The organism is Acinetobacter sp. CAU_H_78 (genome assembly GCF_058599365.1).
On record NZ_CM178652.1, the window covers coordinates 2,720,486 to 2,739,357 of the forward strand.

At 44.0% G+C, this 18,872-nt stretch carries 16 protein-coding genes; 10 read left to right on the top strand and 6 right to left on the bottom strand.

What is annotated here, in order from left to right; genetic code table 11:
* Positions 1 to 9 precede the first annotated feature (9 nt).
* Both AC4MCD_RS12930 and lnt read left to right on the top strand, forming a co-directional pair.
* Positions 10 to 849, top strand: coding sequence for a CorC family transporter (locus tag AC4MCD_RS12930; RefSeq protein WP_004781742.1), 840 nt, complete (start codon positions 10 to 12; stop codon positions 847 to 849).
* The gene (gene lnt, locus AC4MCD_RS12935; RefSeq protein ID WP_491876244.1) at positions 846 to 2,405 is read left to right on the top strand and encodes an apolipoprotein N-acyltransferase; all 1,560 of its coding nucleotides are present in this window, start codon (positions 846 to 848) and stop codon (positions 2,403 to 2,405) included. Before AC4MCD_RS12930 ends, lnt begins: the two co-directional genes overlap by 4 nt.
* A 144-nt stretch (positions 2,406 to 2,549) precedes the next feature.
* Here lnt and AC4MCD_RS12940 read toward each other — a convergent pair whose 3' ends face one another.
* The 3 genes from AC4MCD_RS12940 to gspF all read right to left on the bottom strand — a co-directional run bounded on the left by AC4MCD_RS12940 (position 2,550) and on the right by gspF (position 4,942).
* Positions 2,550 to 2,885: a hypothetical protein gene (locus AC4MCD_RS12940; protein ID WP_208462720.1), complete on the bottom strand. Its 336-nt coding sequence runs from the start codon at positions 2,883 to 2,885 to the stop codon at positions 2,550 to 2,552.
* 284 nt (positions 2,886 to 3,169) lie between these two features.
* On the bottom strand, positions 3,170 to 3,553 hold the full coding sequence (gene gspG, locus AC4MCD_RS12945) for a type II secretion system major pseudopilin GspG (protein WP_240904185.1): 384 nt from the start codon (positions 3,551 to 3,553) through the stop codon (positions 3,170 to 3,172).
* Positions 3,554 to 3,736: 183 nt separating this feature from the next.
* Positions 3,737 to 4,942: a type II secretion system inner membrane protein GspF gene (gspF, locus tag AC4MCD_RS12950; protein ID WP_419363810.1), complete on the bottom strand. Its 1,206-nt coding sequence runs from the start codon at positions 4,940 to 4,942 to the stop codon at positions 3,737 to 3,739.
* 149 nt (positions 4,943 to 5,091) lie between these two features.
* On the opposite strand from gspF, the gene AC4MCD_RS12955 reads away from it, so the two are divergent.
* The 8 genes from AC4MCD_RS12955 to AC4MCD_RS12990 all read left to right on the top strand — a co-directional run bounded on the left by AC4MCD_RS12955 (position 5,092) and on the right by AC4MCD_RS12990 (position 13,431).
* Complete coding sequence (locus AC4MCD_RS12955; protein ID WP_180011868.1) at positions 5,092 to 7,314, top strand: primosomal protein N'; 2,223 nt, start codon at positions 5,092 to 5,094, stop codon at positions 7,312 to 7,314.
* Positions 7,315 to 7,388: 74 nt separating this feature from the next.
* Positions 7,389 to 9,245: a cation:proton antiporter domain-containing protein gene (locus tag AC4MCD_RS12960; protein ID WP_491876245.1), complete on the top strand. Its 1,857-nt coding sequence runs from the start codon at positions 7,389 to 7,391 to the stop codon at positions 9,243 to 9,245.
* 50 nt (positions 9,246 to 9,295) lie between these two features.
* Positions 9,296 to 10,171: an Hsp33 family molecular chaperone HslO gene (gene hslO / locus AC4MCD_RS12965; protein WP_159123419.1), complete on the top strand. Its 876-nt coding sequence runs from the start codon at positions 9,296 to 9,298 to the stop codon at positions 10,169 to 10,171.
* Between the two features lie 214 nt (positions 10,172 to 10,385).
* Positions 10,386 to 10,835: a DUF2147 domain-containing protein gene (locus AC4MCD_RS12970; protein WP_419363815.1), complete on the top strand. Its 450-nt coding sequence runs from the start codon at positions 10,386 to 10,388 to the stop codon at positions 10,833 to 10,835.
* Between the two features lie 278 nt (positions 10,836 to 11,113).
* Entirely contained in the window at positions 11,114 to 11,575 is a 462-nt protein-coding gene (locus AC4MCD_RS12975; RefSeq protein ID WP_419363817.1) for a DUF2147 domain-containing protein, read from the top strand.
* 187 nt (positions 11,576 to 11,762) lie between these two features.
* Entirely contained in the window at positions 11,763 to 12,224 is a 462-nt protein-coding gene (locus AC4MCD_RS12980) for a DUF2147 domain-containing protein (protein ID WP_419375055.1), read from the top strand.
* Positions 12,225 to 12,744: 520 nt separating this feature from the next.
* Entirely contained in the window at positions 12,745 to 13,074 is a 330-nt protein-coding gene (locus AC4MCD_RS12985; protein WP_004781729.1) for a chaperone modulator CbpM, read from the top strand.
* Between the two features lie 93 nt (positions 13,075 to 13,167).
* Entirely contained in the window at positions 13,168 to 13,431 is a 264-nt protein-coding gene (locus AC4MCD_RS12990; RefSeq protein ID WP_004781728.1) for an HP1242/YdcH family protein, read from the top strand.
* Between the two features lie 162 nt (positions 13,432 to 13,593).
* Here AC4MCD_RS12990 and pnp read toward each other — a convergent pair whose 3' ends face one another.
* From pnp to recD, 3 genes are all read right to left on the bottom strand, one after another.
* Positions 13,594 to 15,681, bottom strand: a complete 2,088-nt coding sequence (pnp, locus tag AC4MCD_RS12995) for a polyribonucleotide nucleotidyltransferase (RefSeq protein ID WP_491876865.1) — start codon at positions 15,679 to 15,681, stop codon at positions 13,594 to 13,596.
* A gap of 249 nt (positions 15,682 to 15,930) precedes the next feature.
* Positions 15,931 to 16,200, bottom strand: a complete 270-nt coding sequence (gene rpsO / locus AC4MCD_RS13000; protein ID WP_004637724.1) for a 30S ribosomal protein S15 — start codon at positions 16,198 to 16,200, stop codon at positions 15,931 to 15,933.
* 893 nt (positions 16,201 to 17,093) lie between these two features.
* Positions 17,094 to 18,866: an exodeoxyribonuclease V subunit alpha gene (recD, locus tag AC4MCD_RS13005; RefSeq protein WP_491876246.1), complete on the bottom strand. Its 1,773-nt coding sequence runs from the start codon at positions 18,864 to 18,866 to the stop codon at positions 17,094 to 17,096.
* Between the last annotated feature and the right edge of the window lie 6 nt (positions 18,867 to 18,872).

An 18,872-nucleotide genomic window follows, 5' to 3' on the forward strand; every position in this document is an offset into this window, starting at 1 on the left:
GGAAAGATCATGCACGAGGAATCAGGCCCGTCGTGGGGTATGCGCGGCTTACGTAAATGGCTGGGAACTGCACCCGAAACTCGCGACGAACTGCTAAAATTAGTACAAGATTCACGTCGATTTTTAGAACCCGATACTGTTGCAATGCTGGAAGGCGTATTGGACCTGCCAGCCACCAAAATTCGTGAAGTCATGACGCCAAGAACGTCCATGATTAGCTTGCAGGAAGATGACCAACTTCTCGAAATTCTGCATGTTTTAGTTGAATCTGCGCATTCGCGATTCCCTGTGTTCTCATCGGATCAACCGGATAATGTGGTTGGTATTTTGCTGGCCAAAGATCTGCTTCCTTTCCTGACCGAGCCTTCTTCCAAAGTCGATATTCGTGCCTTGATGCGTCAGCCGCTGTTTGTGCCGGAAAGTGCGCGTTCGGATCAGGTTCTACGTATGCTGAAAAATACCCAGACTCATATTGCGGTAGTGATTGATGAGTACGGTACAACTTCAGGTCTGGTGACCCTAGAAGATATTCTCGAAGAAATTGTGGGTGAAATTGAAGACGAACATGATATTGCGGATGAAGAAGCACAATATATTGTTCCAGACCAAGACCCGAAAACAGCCAATACCTGGGTAGTACAAGCGCTGACACCAATCGAGCATTTTAACAATATGCTGGATGCCAATTTCTCCGATGATGAAGTTGAAACCATGGGCGGTTTGTTATTACAAGAAATTGGTTTGGTAAATGATCTGGAAGGTCAGACGATTGAACTGGAAAACTGGCAATTTACCATTCTTGAGGCAGATTCACGTTCTATTCGTTTAATTCGAGCTGTGCGCCAATGAGAGCATATTTCGATAAGCTATTAAATCCAGCCCAGCAGCAAAAGCAGTTAGCCCTGATTTATCCTGTACTGATTGCCTTATTTGCCGGCGCTATTTTTAGCCTGGCACTAGCACCTTATCATTACTGGTGGCTGGCGATTCTCTCTCCTGCCTTACTGTATGCTTGCGTCCGTGGTCGTAGTGCGAAACAGGCTTTTGGTATTGGCTGGGCTTATGGGATTGGATTGTGGTTTGTGGGTGCATTCTGGCTCTATACCTCTATTCATGTGTATGGCGATACCAGTTCTTTCCTGAGCATAATCATGATCTTGATCATGGCGATCGTCATGGGACTGTTTACTGCGCTTCAGACTTTTATTTATCGTCGTTTTTTCCCGGAAACACCTCTTACCTTCGCACCACTTTGGGTGATCTTTGAATGGGCCAAAACCTGGGTATTTACCGGTTTCCCATGGTTATTTGCAGGTTACGCTTTTACTGAGCTCTATCTGGATGCCTATGCGCCTTTATTTGGTGTATTTGGGGTGTCCTTTGTAGTGATTGTTCTGGCCTGTGCGCTGGTTGAAATCTTAAGTAAACGGGTCTTCTGGATCGTTCCTTCTGCACTCTTATTATTGGGTGCCTGGGGTGCTGCACAACTGACTTTCGTACAAGAAAAAAATGAAAAGCCGCTCACTGTTTCTCTGATTCAGGGCAATATCCCTCAGGACCTAAAATGGTTAACTGAATATCAGGTAAAAACCTTACTGATCTATGCAAATCTGAGCAAGACAGAATGGGGACGTGACCTGATTGTCTGGCCAGAATCTTCGATTCCGATGTTCCAGACTGATATCGAACCTTTCTTGGATGCCATGAAAGTTCAGGCAGAAAAATCTGGAACAGCTTGGGTCACAGGTATTCCGTTCTGGGATCTGGCTGAGTCACAGGAAGCAGGCACGCCAAAATATTACAATAGCATCATGGCGACCGGTGATGAGTCGAGTGGTCTGTATAAGAAGCAGCGTCTGGTGCCTTTTGGAGAATATATTCCACTCTCTGGCGCACTCAGTTGGGTACTTCCAGCTCTGCAAAACGACCCTTCGGTGAGTGGTTTCTCGCGTGGTGCGGATATCCAGAAACCATTAAATGTGAAAAACCATCCTTTAGGTGCAGCGATTTGCTATGAAGTGGCTTATCCAAACCTGACTCGTCGTAATGCCAGCCAAAGCGATTTTCTGGTGACCGTATCTAATGATGCCTGGTTTACTGGCACTGCCGGTCCACAGCAACATTTACAGATGGTACAAATGCGGGCCAAGGAAAATGGTCGCTGGTTTATTCGTGCTACCAATACTGGGGTAACTGCGTTCATCGACCACAATGGCCATATTGTGAAACGTGCACCTATGGATAAAGAAGCTATACTCCGCGGTGAGTTACCCGCCATGCAGGGTGAAACGCTTTACATGAAACTCAGCGACTGGCCAGTACTGATTTTCTCCGTATTGTTATTATTACTGGGTTGGCGCTTCCGCCCACGTAAGGTGGATATCAGCTTTAAGTCTAGAAGGTAAGTATTTATTCCCTCTCCTTTTAGGAGAGGGTTAGGGAGAGGTCATTATGTGTTTCATCCTCTCCTTAATCCTTTCCCACATGGAGAGAAGGTATTAAGTATAAAAAAACCGAGGTTCATGCCTCGGTTTTTTATCTATATGTTATTAAAACTGGATCGCCAGATAAGATAACATGCTCGCCAGTGACAGCATTGGAATATAGCGATAGACCTGTACAATTCCGTTTTCAAATGCAGAAGCCTGTTCCTGTTCAAACTGTACGACCGATGCTTTTAATGCTGACCAGAAGCATAGTACGAATAAGGTACTCATCATGCTAATGGCAAAGAAACCCACCATAATCTGGCTGCTGCCTTCAGTGGTCTGCCATAAATGCAAAATTCCCTGACTGGCTGGAAGAATGCTTAAAACCAAAAGAACAGATTTCAGCATCGACCAATGAAACTGGTTTATTTCATCCGACAATATTAATGCTTTCATACCATTCTCCTTTGGCTAAAAAAGGGCCATTAAGAATATTATGAGCTATTTTTTGTAAATAGAAAGTCTATATTTATTCACATTTTACGATAATTGTAATAGATAAATATGGAAATAATTCTTATTATAACTATCAAATCATTAATATTATAGTAATAGTATTAAATTCAGTTACTTATATTATATTTTATGATTGAGAGTTATTATCACTTCACCTAATATTGAAACAACCAATCAAGTGAAGTGATATATTCAATAACTCACTAATTTATAATAATTATCAATTAAGGTTGGTAATAAATATCAGCATCAGTTCCTTCGCCTCCTGCCTGCCCATCGGCACCAAAAGAATACAAGTCAAAAGCACGACCATTGGTTCCCGGAATCACGTATTGCAGGTCATTATCCCAGCTGTCTTTTGGATAACCCCCTTTCACATAGCCACCTGGCAACCAGTTCTTCGCTGTTGCTGGCTGATTTACCAGCGCATCCAGACCACCTTCCTGCATACTTGGATATTTGCCATTATCCAGCTTATATTGATCCAGTGAACCCGCAATACTTTGCAACTTAATGACTGTGGTATCCACTTTAGCCTTTTCACCGCGTCCCATCACATTTGGAACAATCAGCGCTGCAAGCACACCAAGAATAACAATAACCACCATTACTTCAATCAAGGTAAAACCTGAGGCACGATGGGCACGTAACTGACTCACACGTACGGTAGGTTCAACAGCTGTAGTTGAAGGGTCTATGGCTTGATTTGGATTCCTTTTCATTCAATATCTCTCATTCATCTTTAGAAAGTTCAGGCACTTTCAATTCTTCGTAGACGTTACACATGTTATTTAAATCATATTATTCATATTCACGATTGGCAGCATCACCGCGATCACAATTACCAGCACAATACTGGCCATAAGTACTAGCATCAGCGGCTCCAGAAGCGCGAGTAATGTCGAAATCAGTGTGGTCACTTCACGGTCCTGCATGGTCGATGCCCGTTCCAGCATACGATCCAGCTCCCCCGAGGCTTCGCCACTTTTGATCATTTGTACCATCATCGGGGGGAAATAACCACTACGTTCCAGCTGGGTAGCCAGGTTCCCGCCTTCAGTCACTTTTTCAGCAGCCAGATTAACCGAATCCCGGATCACCCAGTTATTACTTACCGCTGCTCCGATGCGTAAGGCATCCACCAGTGGCACACCAGACTGGGTTAGAATTGATAAGGTACTGGCAAAACGGGCAGCATTAATGCCACGTGATAATTTTCCGAATAAAGGTAGTTTCAGAGTCAGGCGATCAAAAGCATAATGCCCAGCGGTCGTTCTTAAAAAACGTACCAGCAGAAAAATACCTGCCGCACTCCCTATCAACAAAAATGGCCAGGCGATCCGGATAAAATCGCTGGCTTTCATTAAAGTCACTGTAATCCACGGCAAGGCATCTTTGCTTTGATCAAAGGTCTTGACGATATCCGGTACCACATAGGTCATTAGACCCATCACAATCGCAAAAGACATCAAGAGCAAAATAATCGGATAGATCATCGCCCCTTGAATCTTTTTCTGCATGGCGAAGCGGTTTTCGGTATAGTCGGCTAACTGATCCAAAATCAAATCCAAGTGACCAGAACGTTCGCCGGCCGCAATGGTGGCAATATATAGTTCTGGAAAACGTCCAGACTGTTGTAGCGCCTGAGCTAAGCTATGCCCTTCCAGCACTTTAGAACGTACTGACATCAGCAGATTTTGCACATGAACTTTTTCGCTCTGCTTGCCGACGGCGCGAATGGCTTCCTCCAGCGGAATTGCGGCAGCGACCAGTACCGAGAGTTGTCGGGTCATAAGGGCCAGATCATAAGCAGTAATGCTTTTTTCAAACCATTTGCGACGGTAATACTGGTCTTTTTTCTCAACCGGATCTACGGACACCGGAATCAGCGCCTGATCCCGAAGCTGTTGCCGGATTTGTCGTGCTGAATCCCCCTCAAGCACGCCTTTTTGCTGCTTCCCTGAAGCGTCAAGCGCAGTAAACTGATATGCAGGCATTGTAATGCTCTAATTTTCCAAAATTTTGCTTAACGCTGTTGCGTCAGACCATCAAAATCATTCATATTCTTCAATATAAATTATCTGCTCACTCTAACATAACTGAACTTTGAGCACGACGAAATTTCATCAGGACCCACTCTGTTACTATGCCAAATTCTGTTCCCGTTACTGCCCCTGTTTATCGTGTTCGTGTTGCAGTGCCGGTGCATCTGTTTGACTGTTTTGACTATAGCTTGAGTCAGGAACAATATCAGCAGGCAGAAGTGGGTGCCCGAGTCGCGGTTTCTTTTGGCCGGCAAAATCTGGTCGGCGTGATTACTGAAAAATTACCGCTAGATGCTCCGATTGATCCGAGCTTCAAACTGAAAGCCATCACCGAGCTCTTAGATGACCGTGCCATTATCAATTCCCAGGTTTTAAGTGTATTGACCTGGTCAGCACAGTATTACCAGTTTCCTATCGGGGAAGTGATCCAGACTGCTTTGCCGACCTTATTGCGTCAGGGCAAACCTTATAACCTGCTGGCCCGAAACTGGAAATTGCTGGATCATGAGGCTGAAGCCAAGGTTCGCCGTTCCGAGAGGCAACAGGAAGCCTATCGGATTCTAAAACTGCATCCTGTGGGAACAACTGAGAATCTCTTAAATCTGGCCGGAATAGAAACAGCGACTTTAAAAGCGCTCGAAAAAAAAGGGATTTGCGAATGTGTCCTGGAAGCACAGGATTTTAGCCCGCAACCTGTACAACTGGCCCAGATGCCATTAACGGCCAATCCGGAACAAAAACATGCGATTCAGCAAGTGCTGAAATACCGCAAGCAATATCAGGCCTTTTTACTCGATGGCCTGACTGGCAGCGGTAAAACTGAAGTCTATCTTCAGATCATGGAACAGGTACTGAAACAGGGCAAGCAGGTACTGGTACTGGTGCCTGAAATCGGACTGACGCCACAAACGATTAGCCGCTTTCAGTCCCGTTTCCATTGTCATATTGCCTTGCTTCACTCTGGCCTGAATGACAGTAAACGCTTACAAGCCTGGCAAGCCGCTGAAACCGGTAAAGCTTCCATTGTGCTTGGCACCCGTTCTGCGATTTATACACCGATGCCGAATCTGGGCCTGATCATTCTGGATGAAGAGCATGACCTGTCATTTAAACAGCAGGAAGGCTTTCGCTATCATGCCCGTGATGTGGCATTGTACCGGGGACATTTACAGCAATGTCCAGTACTCTTGGGTTCAGCAACACCCAGCATTGACAGCTATGCGCTGGTGCAGCAAGGCAAAATGCAGGTGCTGGAACTGAATCAACGCGCGGGTACAGCGCTAATGCCGAAAATCCATATTCTGGATTTAAAAGTAGCACCAAAGCAGCATGGCATCAGCCTGCATCTGATTGAAGAAATCAAAAAGCGCCTGGCCAAAAAAGAACAGGTGCTCATTTTCCTGAACCGTCGTGGTTATGCGCCCGTACTGATTTGTGGCAGTTGTGGTTGGCAGGCGCAGTGTCCGAACTGTGATGCCAATTTCACTGTGCACCGGCAACCTTATCAGCATCTGCATTGTCATCACTGCGGCACCATTCATCGTATGCCTGAACAGTGTCCGCAATGCCAGCACCAGGAGCTGGCAACTTTAGGCATGGGCACTGGAAAAGTTGAAGAACATCTGAATGAGCTTTTCCCAGATTTTGAAGTGATCCGGGTCGATCGCGACTCAACCAGCCGGGTCGGTAGTTGGCAAAAGATCTATGACAAGATTCAGAAAAGTGAGCCTGCGATTCTGCTCGGCACCCAGATGCTGGCCAAAGGCCATCATTTTCCTTATGTCACGCTGGTTGCAATTTTGGATATCGATTCTGGTCTTCTTAGCGTCGATTTCCGGGCCACAGAACGTACAGCACAATTGATCGTACAGGTCGCAGGTCGTGCAGGACGTGGGGAACATAAAGGGGATGTATATTTACAGACCCTAAGACCTGATCATGCGCTGCTGAATACCTTAGTCACTGAAAATTACCGCGCTTTTGCCAAGCAGACCTTGACCGAACGGCAAATCGCCCAGATGCCTCCTTTTCGTTATGCCGTGCTGATTCGCTGTGAATCCAAAGATCAGGCACAAAATACCGAATTCTTACAGAAACATGCTGCTCTGCTCAGGCAATATCCCGATCTGGTGCTGGATATCTGGGGTCCCATTCCTGCCCCGATGGAACGTAAGGCCGGACGCTATCAATCCCATATGGTGCTATTGTCCGCAGACCGTGCCCGTTTGCATTATTATGTCCGTAGCTGGTGGCAAAACCTGTTACAGGATAAGCCATCCAATATGAAGCTGACACTGGATATTGATCCACAAGAACTCAGCTAAAAATATTGAGCCCAACTTCATTTGATAAAGGCTCAACTTTAAGACTGGATGAAAATAAAATTTAAGGCGGAAAAATGTCGATACTGTTACAAATAGCGCTGGTTCTGGCGATTGCACTGTTAATGGTGCCACTGAGCCATAAACTCAGACTGCCAACAGTGCTGGGCTATTTACTGACAGGTTTAATCATTGGGCCGAGTGCCTTAGCGCTGATCTCTGCTCCTGAGGTGATGCAGACTTTTATTCAAATCAGCCTGTTGGCCCTAATGTTCTGGATTGGCCTACAACTCAGACCACAACGAATTCTTCAGCTTGGGCAACCTCTGTGGTTTATGGCCATTTTACAGGTACTGAGCACGACCCTGATTTTGAGCCTGCTGGCCTGGTTCTTTCTCGATCAGAATCTGGTTTCCAGTATTGTTATCGGACTGGCCGGCAGCCTTTCTGCCATGACGTTGGTCACGCAGTTTTTAAATAATCAGCAACAACTGGCGACCAGTTATGGTCAATCCGCTTATGCCAACACCCTGATTCATGCACTGATTGCAATTCCTGTCATTGCAGCAATTCCGCTGTTTGCAGGCGTCAGTTCAACAGAACATGGCATAGCTTATTTTGCTGCCATGATGGCTACCTTTACTGGCTTATTCCTCTGTAACCGCTATTTCATGCAGCCGCTCTATCGCTGGATTGCCAGAAGTGGTCGTCATGAATTGCATAGCATTGTTGCCATTGTCATTTTCCTGGGCTTACTAGTCCTGATGGATACGCTGGGGCTGAATCTGTACCTCGCAGCATTATTTGCTGGCATGTTACTGGCAGATTCTGATTTCCAGATTTCGGTCGAAAAGAGTCTCCAGCCTTTTAGCGGCTTATTGATTGGGTTGGCTTTTATCAGTCTGGGCATGTCATTGCAGTTTGCCGATGTACTGACTCAACCCGTATTGATTATTGCCGGAACACTTTCGCTGATCCTGATTAAATTTGTGATTACCTTAGGATTGGCACGTTATTATCAGCATAGCTGGCGCAACAGTACGCTACTGGCCGCTAGTGTGGCACAAAGTGGTGAGTTCGCTTTTCTGGCACTCATCATTGCACTTTCGCAGCAGATCATTACTCCACCCCTGCTCTCCCCATTGATGTGGATGGCAAGTTTATCCATGCTACTTACACCGGCATTTTACTGGTTATTGCATAACCAGATTCTGCCACGACTGGATCGGCAAAATCATTTGGCAGCGACCTTTGACATTGAAAGCCTTCCACCCAATACTGCACCGATTCTAGTAATTGGTTTTGGCCGTTTTGGCCAGATTATTGCCCGTATCTTGCTGCAACAGCAGCAAAAATTCAGTGTCATGGACAGCAATATCGAAGCAACTGAATTGCTGACCTCTTATGGTATTACCTTCTATCAGGCCAATGCGACTGAGCCAGAGGCTTTAGCTCAAGCACATCTGGATACGGTTCAGCATGTGATTGTAGCCATTGATGATATTGAAGATTCACTGCTGACCGTCCGACATCTCCGCTTAAATTATCCTGACATGTCTTTATGGGTACGGGCACGTGACCGACATCATGTCTATCTACTTCAGGAGCTGGGCGTGGAAAAAATCTGGCGAGAAACCTATGCTTCTGCACTAGAACTAAGTCAGTGTCTGTTAGGTCAGCTGAGTGGTCTGTCTGAAGAACAGGCACAACAAAAAATTATTGAGTTTCATACTCACGATGAAAACCTGCTCAATCGTCAATTTCATCCGGATACGGAGAGCCCGTTTAATTCCGCAGGCTCAAGGAATACACTGGCAGAACTGGAGCATCTTTTTGCTCAGGATCAGCTAAAAAAAGTATCGGAACAGGATACGGACACGCAACAGGACAACAACGCTTCAGGAATTGATGCCATAAGAGATGATCTGGCATAACTTGTGTTTTACAATAATGCCACCATTAAAGCAGGGTTATGGAGAATTTTATGTCTGATTTACGCCAACGCTTTTTTATTGAAGATAGCCCTGTTCGTGGTGAAGTGGTGCATCTTGAAGAAGCTTTACAAACAATTTTGGCCCAGCGTGACTATGCGCCTGCAGTAAAAATCCTGTTAGGTGAAATGCTGAGTGCCACTGCACTATTGGCCAGCACCCTGAAAATTAAAGGGCGTATCAGCCTGCAAATTCAGGCTTCAGGCACATTTAAATGGGCAATGGCTGAATGTAACCATCGCGGTGAAGTACGTGCACTGGCGGATTACGAAGAAGATCCACACTTTCAGGCAGCAGAAGATAGCAGCACAGTTTTAAAATCACTGACTAATCCAGTGCTGTTTATCAATATCGAGCCTGAATTTGGTGAACGTTATCAAGGTATTGTTCCGCTTGATCAGGAAAATCTGGCTGGCTGTCTAATGCAATATTATGACCTGTCTGCCCAGATTCCGACACGTATCGTGCTGGCCAGTGACAACAACCGTGCAGGTGGTTTGCTGATTCAATTGCTACCGCGTAACAGTGAAGAAGAACAACGCCGTGTCGATGAAGACTTATGGCCACGTCTGACTATGCTGACTGAAACATTAAAAACAGAAGAACTGGTCACTCTGGATGCCAATGAAATTCTCTATCGTTTATATAACGAAGAAGAAGTGCGCTTACCAGAAGTAGAACATTTGCAGTTTGGATGTACCTGTTCTAAAGAACGTTGTGCGATTGCCTTACAGCAGATTGGTGTAGAATCGGTTCGCGAAACTTTAGAATTCCAGAATCCAATTGAGATGGACTGTCAGTTCTGTAATAGCCGTTATATCTTTACGGCTGAAGAAGCTTTGAGCCTGTTTGGCGAACACCTCAGTTAATAACTGCCCCTGTTCGACTCAAAAAAGCACTCAATATTGAGTGCTTTTTTCATTTTATATTTTCATAAAATATTGACCAAAATTCATCATAAAAAAAGACAAATGTACTTAATTTCAAGCTTGCCTCATGATTAAAATTTGCACGCCGATAGAATCAGAAGATCAACGGTATTTTCAAAGTAAAAAAATCAAAAAAATAAGTGGAAGATTTTAAATGAAATTTCGATATTTAATGGGTGTGATGTTATGTGCTGCGCAAAGCTTCAGCTATGCAGCCGAAATCACGGGGACATGGAAAGCCATTGATGACAAAACGGGCTATGCACGTGCTGATGTTGAAATCAGTAAACTCAATGATGGTACCTACCAAGGTAAAGTTATTCGTATCCATGCCATTCCAAATCGTCCTGCACATACCCATTGCTCTAAATGTAAGGGGTCACTGAAAGACGTACCTATTCTGGGTCTCTCTGTCTTATCAGGTCTAAAACTAAATCCAGAAAAGAAAAATGAATTCGTTAATGGATCAATTCTCGATCCACTAACCGGCAATGTCTATAAAAGCAAGGCAACGCTGAATTCCCGAGGCAATGTGCTGACGCTTCGTGGCTATGTAGGTACACCCATGCTCGGACGAACAGTATCCTGGGTGAAAGTTGAGTAAACCTCATTTTTTTATAAATTCTCATCTGTAAGCTGTCTGACCAGATCAAAGGCTTGGACAGCTTAAAATCATTATTTTCACTCCATTTCTTATCGCGAAAATATTCACCCGCTCTCATCAGGATGAATGAACGTGATTTTTAACTCATATTCATTTTTCTTAATTTAACGTGATTATTGACTGGTATTTAGTGTATTTTTCACGCTATATTAATCCCATAATTTTTTTATGCCTTTAAGAAGTTAAATATATTTTCAATAGCATGGGGTAATGTGGCAATGAGATTCAAACTGCTTTGTTCTATCATTCTTACAGCAGCAAGTATCATCAGTCTATCCGCGTTCGCCAACAGTGACCCATTACTTGGCCACTGGAAAACCATTGATGACCGTACCGGTTATTCCCTGGCAGATGTGGTGATTAGTAAAGATGCTCAGGATCGCTATATTGCCAAAATTGTGCATGTTCGTGAGATTCCTGGGGCAGCTCGACAGCAAACTTGCACTCTATGTAAAGGCGCATTGAAGGATCAGCCGCTCATTGGACTAACAATGCTTAAGGGACTGAGCAGTCATCCCTACCATAGCAATGAATTTATTAACGGCACTCTGCTCGACCCGGTTTCTGGACAGCTTTATCAGGCCCGTGCCCGCCTGAAAAATAATGGCAGGCATCTTGCCATTCATAGTCGTGCTGAAGGTGCACCGGTCGGACGCAATATGACCTGGATTAAAAACTAGTTTCGAATTCAGATTATTAAGAAAAGCTCCTTAGGAGCTTTTTTATTTTAGGTCATGTGATAATTCACATGAATCCATTAATCTTATGCCAATCTCATCACATTTTATACTATTGATTTTGTTACATTTTATGAATAAATTAGAGTAATAAATCTAATACGAATAATCATTGATCAACAGGCATGTTATGAAGAAAATTTTAAATCGCTTAATGATGGGGATCACATTGGCAACAGCAGCAGGTTTAAGCTTTGCTTCTGAAGATCCACTACTGGGGAAATGGAAGACTATCGATGATCAATCCGGTTATTCTCGTGCTGATGTCGAAATCCGTAAAAAACCAGATGGCAGCTATGAGGGAATTATCGTAGAAACCCGTAGCCTGCCAGGTGCAGAAAAACTGGGAATCTGTAGCAAATGTCCAGGACAGCTTAAGAATAAACCATTTATTGGCTTACCATTTATCTGGGATTTTAAGGCAGACCCCAAAAAACCTCGCGAATTCCATGATGGCAAGATACTTGATCCAATCAGCGGTAAAGTTTACAAAGGTAAAGCACGTTTAAGCGCCAATGGCAAACGCCTGACCCTGCGTGGTTATGTAGGCGTTTCGGTTATCGGACGCAGTGTTACCTGGATAAAATACTAATTTTTGTCAGTTTTCCATGCCCCTGTTTCAGGGGCTTTTTTAATGGTTATGATTTGAAACAATTAAGTACAAATAAAAACTGTTTCCCTTAGCCCAAACTCATAATAATGAATTGAAGACGGTTATTTTTTATTCACACAATGATCTATCTTCAGCTGCAATTCAATCTGCTACGGACTCTGGAACCTCTGGAACGGAGTATCCATGCAACAAGTATTCCTCAATTGATAGGCATGGGTAAATGTGTGTTGCAAACAGCGGATGGTTTGCAAATGACAGATAAAACTATAAAAACAGATGCCCGCCCAGATCTTTGTTTCCCTGCTCAGACTGAATTGTTCAGGTTCAAGCAGGATTTCCACAGGATAGGAGTTCCTCTTCTAGGCAGGATGCTGGTTCAAATAGCATCCCATGCCGTTAGGGCACAGCGCAGCGGCCATAAAATATTATGGCATTCCCCTACTTCAGGACGACCTTCCTTTCTGAATGTCTCAAGCCTGGCTGTTTAAGGAGTAGAGCTATGACTACAATTCAATATAGAGAAAACTTTTCCAACGGTTATATCCCCTCTGAAATCATGGATGATCGTACCTTTGATTTATTCCACTTTTCTGAAGCATGTGGCCAAAGTCCGGAATGGGTGATGCAACTCATTGAACATGGAATTTTGCCGAACCGTTCTAAAACGCATCCAGGTACCTTCCTTGGGGAAGATATCACCCGTGCACAACGCGCTTACCGTTTGCAGCGTGATTTTGATGCTTCCTTTAGTGCCGTTGCCATGATGCTGGATCTGATTGATGAAGTGCAGGAATTACGTCGTGAGGTGAAACATCTGCATTTCAAGTAATGCCCTTTAATGTCCGGTCTGCATGAGTTAGATCAATGCGGACTAGGGCATATTTTGCTTTTTTCTTTTATTTTTTGAGTGATAAATATCCCTATGAAAACCAAAGACTGCAATAAAAAGATCAAATATATGTTCCCAGAATACCGTGATTTAATTGTGCAATTACGCGAGGAAAATCCGTACTTTGCCCGACTATTTGAGGAACATAGTGAATTGGACAAACAGATTAGCCAGCTTGAACTCGATCCAGTCAATCATATCAATGATGATATCGATGCGATTAAACGCAAAAAACTAAAACTCAAAGACGAGATTTATCGCATGCTGAAAAACTCTGAAGCCGATCCGCTTACCTGAATGAGAGCAGCTTTCTTGACCAAGAGTGTTTCAACACAAGGCTTAATCATCCGTTTTATTTAAAATGTGATTATTGAATGATTTCGGTTCTTAAATAAAGAATCTGTCCAAATAAAAAAGCCCGCATGATGCGGGCTTTTTCAGACTTAAAAAGTCATCGAATTATACTTGTTCGATGTCTTTCATGGTCAATTTAATACGACCACGGTTGTCAACGTCAGCAACTTGTACTTTTACTTCCTGACCTTCTTTCAATACGTCAGCCACGTTGGCAATACGTTCGTTAGAGATTTGAGAAATGTGAAGCAGACCGTCAGTACCTGGCAGGATGTTCACGAATGCACCAAATTCAACGATACGAATTACTTTACCTGTGTAGATGGTACCTGGCTCAACTTCAGCAGTCAGCGCCTGGATTTTTGCAATCGCAGCCTGTGCAGCAGCTTTAGTTTCACCAAATACGCGTACTGTACCGTTATCCTCGATGTCAATCGCAGCTTTAGTTTCTTCAGTGATTTGACGAATCGTTGCACCCCCCTTACCAATCACATCACGGATCTTGTCAGGGTTGATGTTGATCACTTGGAATGTTGGTGCGTGCATAGAGATTTCTGGACGAGCACGTGAAATCACTTGATTCATCGCGTTCAGGATGTGCATACGACCTGCATAAGCCTGGTTCAATGCAACTTCCATGATCTCTTCGGTAATACCCTCGATCTTGATGTCCATTTGTAGCGCAGTAATACCGTTAGCAGAACCCGCCACTTTAAAGTCCATATCACCAAGATGGTCTTCATCACCCAGGATGTCAGAAAGAACTGCGAAACGTTCGCCTTCTTTCACCAGACCCATTGCGATACCCGCAACTGGTGCTTTAAGTGGAACACCGGCATCCATCAATGATAGAGAAGCACCACATACAGACGCCATTGAAGATGAACCATTAGATTCAGTGATGTCAGATACGATACGGATCACGTACGGGAAGCGGTCAGCTGCTGGAAGCACGGCTTGAACACCACGACGAGCCAGACGACCATGACCAATTTCACGACGTTTAGGACCAGACTCACGACCTGTTTCACCTACAGAATATGCAGGGAAGTTGTAGTGAAGCATGAAGTTGTCAGTTTTAGTACCAGCAAGGGTATCCACCATCAACGCATCACGAGTATTACCCAGAGTGGTAGTTACCAATGCCTGAGTTTCACCACGTGTGAATAATGCAGAACCGTGAGCACGGTCTAGTACACCAACCTGTACATCAAGGGCACGAACAGTTTTGGTATCACGACCGTCAATACGTGGTTTACCAGACAGGATGTTGTCACGTACGGTACGGTATTTAAGCTCTTCAAATAATTCGTTTACGTCATCAGCAAGACCAGTTTCGTCGCCTTCTGGAACGAATTGAGCAATTGCTTCTGCTTGAATTGCATCAAGTGCAGCATAACGGTCTTGTTTCACCGCAATGGTATATGCTTCAGAGATTTTTGCTTCAAATGCTTCTTTCAGTTTTGCACTAAGTTCTTCATTTTTCTCAGGAGCCACCCAAGTTGATTCTTTCGCACCAGCTGCAGCAGCAAATTCTTTAATTGCTTGAATCGCAATTTGCATTTCGTCATGACCGAACAATACTGCGCCCAGCATTTGGTCTTCTGAAAGTTCTTTCGCTTCAGATTCAACCATCAATACCGCAGATTCAGTACCCGCAACAACTAGGTCAAGATCAGACTCTTTTAATTGTTCATGGTTCGGGTTAAGAACGTATTCACCGTTGATCAAACCCACACGTGCGCCACCGATTGGACCACGGAATGGTGTACCTGCAATCGCAAGTGCTGCAGAAGTACCCAGCATTGCTGCAATGTCAGCTTCCATAGTCTTGTCAGAAGATACAACAGTCGCAGTGACCTGGATTTCGTTATAGTAACCTTCTGGGAACAATGGACGGATTGGACGGTCGATCAGACGTGAAATCAGAGTTTCAGCTTCAGATGCACGGCCTTCACGTTTACCGTAACCACCAGGAATACGGCCAGCTGCGTATTGTTTTTCTTGATAGTTAACAGTCAGTGGGAAAAAGTCTTGACCTGCTTTAGCAGTTGGCTGAGCAACAACAGCAACTAATACAGTTACGCCGCCCATGGTAATCAATACAGTATTGGCTTGACGCGCAACACGACCTGTTTCTAGGACAACCTGATGTTGGCCAAATTGGAATTCTTTACGAACAATATTAAACATCGACATGTTTTATTTTTTCCTGATTTTATTCTAGTGGAGACCCCTAAGGTTTGGCATTCACATCCAAATGGACGGGTAAATGACAAAGCTTAGAAGCCGACCTCACCAGAAATAAACACTATTTTTAAACACAAAGAAGGAGCGAACATTCGCCCCTTCCCCTGATCTAGCCAAAGGCTAAACCGACTTTAGTTTTCAGTAATAAAGCACAAGGCATGCAATAAACCCGAAAATAAAGTTTAAATCGAATTAACGACGTAAACCTAAAGCACCGATCAATGCAACATAACGACCGTGGTCTTTACCATTTAGGTAGTCAAGAAGCTTACGACGTTGGTTAACCATACGGATCAGACCGCGACGGCTATGGTGGTCGTGTTTGTGCTCTTTGAAGTGACCTTGTAAGTCATTGATTTGAGCAGTTAAAAGAGCTACTTGAACTTCTGGTGAACCAGTGTCATTTTCAGCGCGAGCGAATTTAGCAATGATCTCTGCGCGATCTGCGTTTGTTAAAGCCATTCGATTTCTCCGAGATGCTTATATATCTTGATAAAAATCAAAGTAATGAGAATTCAATACATTGACTGCCGTGCATCACTACAGCAAGTTGCATATTTTAAGGGAAATTGCGTCAGATTGCAAAAATAGATCATGAATTTTGATGGTGTCGGCTGCCAGATGTCTTTGGTTATTTGCTGATATGAAGAAATCCCATATGGTTCAATTTACACATAATTTCAGGAATTGGACCTGATCTGGCTTACGAGTAGCTATTTAGATAACTGCAGAAATTAACTGATCTTTTTATATTTAAAATATTTCTGGTAGAGCTTAGAAATAAATGATAAAAAAAAGCCCGAGTAAACTCGGGCTTTTTCGCGCTGTAGTTTCTTCTATTATCATTTTTTATTTATTGTTTTTTTAGTGCGTTTTACGCTTTATTATTTTCAAATCTTCCTGACTAAAAATAACTTCCTTGTGTGGTAGATTTTGCCATATTGTCGAAATGCTCATAGAGGCATTTATCCTCACTCGCTGTAAGCCATTGCGTACAAAATTGTCATGGAAATTTGCAAAATATTACACTTATACATCTTTTGATTACGCTATTTACTTAAATTTACTTATTCTGCCAAATTTATCGCTCTATAAGATTACGGCAAAATTCCATTAACGGCAGATATAAAAAAGCCTTGCAGTCTCTCCCAAAACTACAAGGCTTAGCGGCTGTAAGTTTCCTCTTTCACTTACTTCACTGTAAGTTCGCTGTCTGGTGACATTCTTGTTCTTATTATGCGATTTATACCCAACTTTCCGTGTTGAGTTCTTTTGTGTGACCAATCTTCTCAAAAACCGAGTAAAAGCTCCATGCGCCAATTTCCTGAATCCATGTAAGCATTTACCTACAAAAGTTATTTATTTTTTGCCAATAAATTGTTGCAATGTTCAAGTATTTTTCCGCTTAAGCCACTCTTTCGTGTGGTTCTGACACATAGTGCTTGTGTAAACGCGTCGCGATCTACCAGCAAGCTCACAACTTTTTTGGCTCGAGTAATCGCTGTATAAATCAGTTCCTTACTCAGCAAATTTTTAGCCTGTTGATCAAGTACTACAGCCGTATGAGTAAATTCTGAACCTTGCGATTTATGAATGGTTAATGCAAAAGCTGTTTCGATACTTTTTGGCAAGCGTGTCGCCAGCACCCATTTTTCTAAGCTCGGGAAATACACTTCAAATTGTGACTGTCCTTGTTGTTCTCTCCAGAAACAGATGCCAATATCACCATTGGACAGACCCAGCTGATAATCGTTATAAGTCATCATCACTGGCCGGCCGGTATACCAGTCGCCCTGTTTTAACTTGCCTACACTGGCCAGAAAACGCTGTTCAATCTGCTGATTGATTTTATTCAAGCCCAGATCACCATGCCGGATTGCGGTGAGAATCCGGTAATCATCAAAGTACTGAATTGCCTGCTGCACATATTGATCAAAATCAGCCTGATCCTGAGCCTGCTTGATCGCGTCCGCATAAGCCTGATAGCCATACATCAGTTGATCATAATATTGATCTAACTGTAGACCTGTAGTTGGGTTTATTTCTGGCAGGTATTGCAGTTGCAGCTGGTCGATTTCTACCTGGTCCAGTGCAATCGCTTGCAGCTCACTCGCAGCAACCACTTGCTGTTTAAACTGGTTTAAAACTGATGCTGGAACATGCTCCTGCTGGATAAAGTGTGCCATCGCACCAATTCGGGCGCCTGAGGCAAAACGGCGCGTCGTGATTAAATTGACCCGGTTATCTGCCAGAACAGAAGTCTGCTGCAAATCTGCCAGTACAGTGCCGACATCCACCGAGGCTAGTTGGTCTGCATCGCCTAACAGAATTAAGCGGGCTGAATCTGGCACTGCAGCAAGGAGCATCTGTGACAGGCTTAAGTCCAGCATGGATGCTTCATCGACCACGATCACATCATAGGGCAAAGGCTGCTTGGCATGAAACCGTGGGCGTCCCAACCGGCCCAAGCCCAGTAAGCGGTGCAAAGTAACGGGTTGAACCTGCTTTAAAGCCTCCAGTTCAAAAGCGTGTAACTTTTCACTATGTAGAGCTTTCTGCAAGGCTTCTTGCATTCGCTGCGCAGCTTTACCCGTCGGAGCGGCCATCGCAATCCGGATATTAGGCAAGGCTTCATGTAGTACAGCAATCATATGTGCCAAGGTGTAGGTTTTACCAGTTCCTGGCCCACCGGTAATAATATTCAGTCCCTGCTTGGCGACCATTTCCAGCGCTTGCTTTTGCTGTGGATCTGTCAGGAGGTTACGATCACGCTCACTTAAATTTACTGGCGTGATGGCTTGTGACTTGATCCGGGCGATCTGGGTGGCGACCGCTTGTTCCAGCTGCCAGTAGCGGTATAAATACAATTGCTGGTTTTCAAAAATAAAGGGCGCAATACCCTGAGCCTGCTGACTCCGATCCAGCACCAAATGATGCAATAGAGCGGTTTGCTCGGCACTGGCCGGAATACAACTATTGCCCTCCTGCATCGCTTCAAGGAGCTGCTGAATCAGCATTTTTGCGGCAGCATCAAAAGTCGCCGAACTGAATGGTGGCTGACATAGATAATCAATCCAGGCCATTAAATGGGCTGATTGCTGAGACACGTGAATTTGCTCATTTTCCACACAGTT

What these genes read in the sequence shown, in the direction of transcription:
- hslO (WP_159123419.1), top strand. Translation starts at nt 9,296, where the DNA reads ATGTCTGATTTACGCCAACGCTTTTTTATTGAAGATAGCCCTGTTCGT.
- pnp (WP_491876865.1), bottom strand. Translation starts at nt 15,681, where the DNA reads ATGTTTAATATTGTTCGTAAAGAATTCCAATTTGGCCAACATCAGGTT.
- AC4MCD_RS12955 (WP_180011868.1), top strand. Translation starts at nt 5,092, where the DNA reads ATGCCAAATTCTGTTCCCGTTACTGCCCCTGTTTATCGTGTTCGTGTT.
- AC4MCD_RS12990 (WP_004781728.1), top strand. Translation starts at nt 13,168, where the DNA reads ATGAAAACCAAAGACTGCAATAAAAAGATCAAATATATGTTCCCAGAA.
- AC4MCD_RS12960 (WP_491876245.1), top strand. Translation starts at nt 7,389, where the DNA reads ATGTCGATACTGTTACAAATAGCGCTGGTTCTGGCGATTGCACTGTTA.
- AC4MCD_RS12970 (WP_419363815.1), top strand. Translation starts at nt 10,386, where the DNA reads ATGAAATTTCGATATTTAATGGGTGTGATGTTATGTGCTGCGCAAAGC.
- gspF (WP_419363810.1), bottom strand. Translation starts at nt 4,942, where the DNA reads ATGCCTGCATATCAGTTTACTGCGCTTGACGCTTCAGGGAAGCAGCAA.
- lnt (WP_491876244.1), top strand. Translation starts at nt 846, where the DNA reads ATGAGAGCATATTTCGATAAGCTATTAAATCCAGCCCAGCAGCAAAAG.
- AC4MCD_RS12930 (WP_004781742.1), top strand. Translation starts at nt 10, where the DNA reads ATGCACGAGGAATCAGGCCCGTCGTGGGGTATGCGCGGCTTACGTAAA.
- gspG (WP_240904185.1), bottom strand. Translation starts at nt 3,553, where the DNA reads ATGGTGGTTATTGTTATTCTTGGTGTGCTTGCAGCGCTGATTGTTCCA.
- AC4MCD_RS12985 (WP_004781729.1), top strand. Translation starts at nt 12,745, where the DNA reads ATGACTACAATTCAATATAGAGAAAACTTTTCCAACGGTTATATCCCC.
- AC4MCD_RS12940 (WP_208462720.1), bottom strand. Translation starts at nt 2,885, where the DNA reads ATGAAAGCATTAATATTGTCGGATGAAATAAACCAGTTTCATTGGTCG.
- AC4MCD_RS12975 (WP_419363817.1), top strand. Translation starts at nt 11,114, where the DNA reads ATGAGATTCAAACTGCTTTGTTCTATCATTCTTACAGCAGCAAGTATC.
- AC4MCD_RS12980 (WP_419375055.1), top strand. Translation starts at nt 11,763, where the DNA reads ATGAAGAAAATTTTAAATCGCTTAATGATGGGGATCACATTGGCAACA.
- rpsO (WP_004637724.1), bottom strand. Translation starts at nt 16,200, where the DNA reads ATGGCTTTAACAAACGCAGATCGCGCAGAGATCATTGCTAAATTCGCT.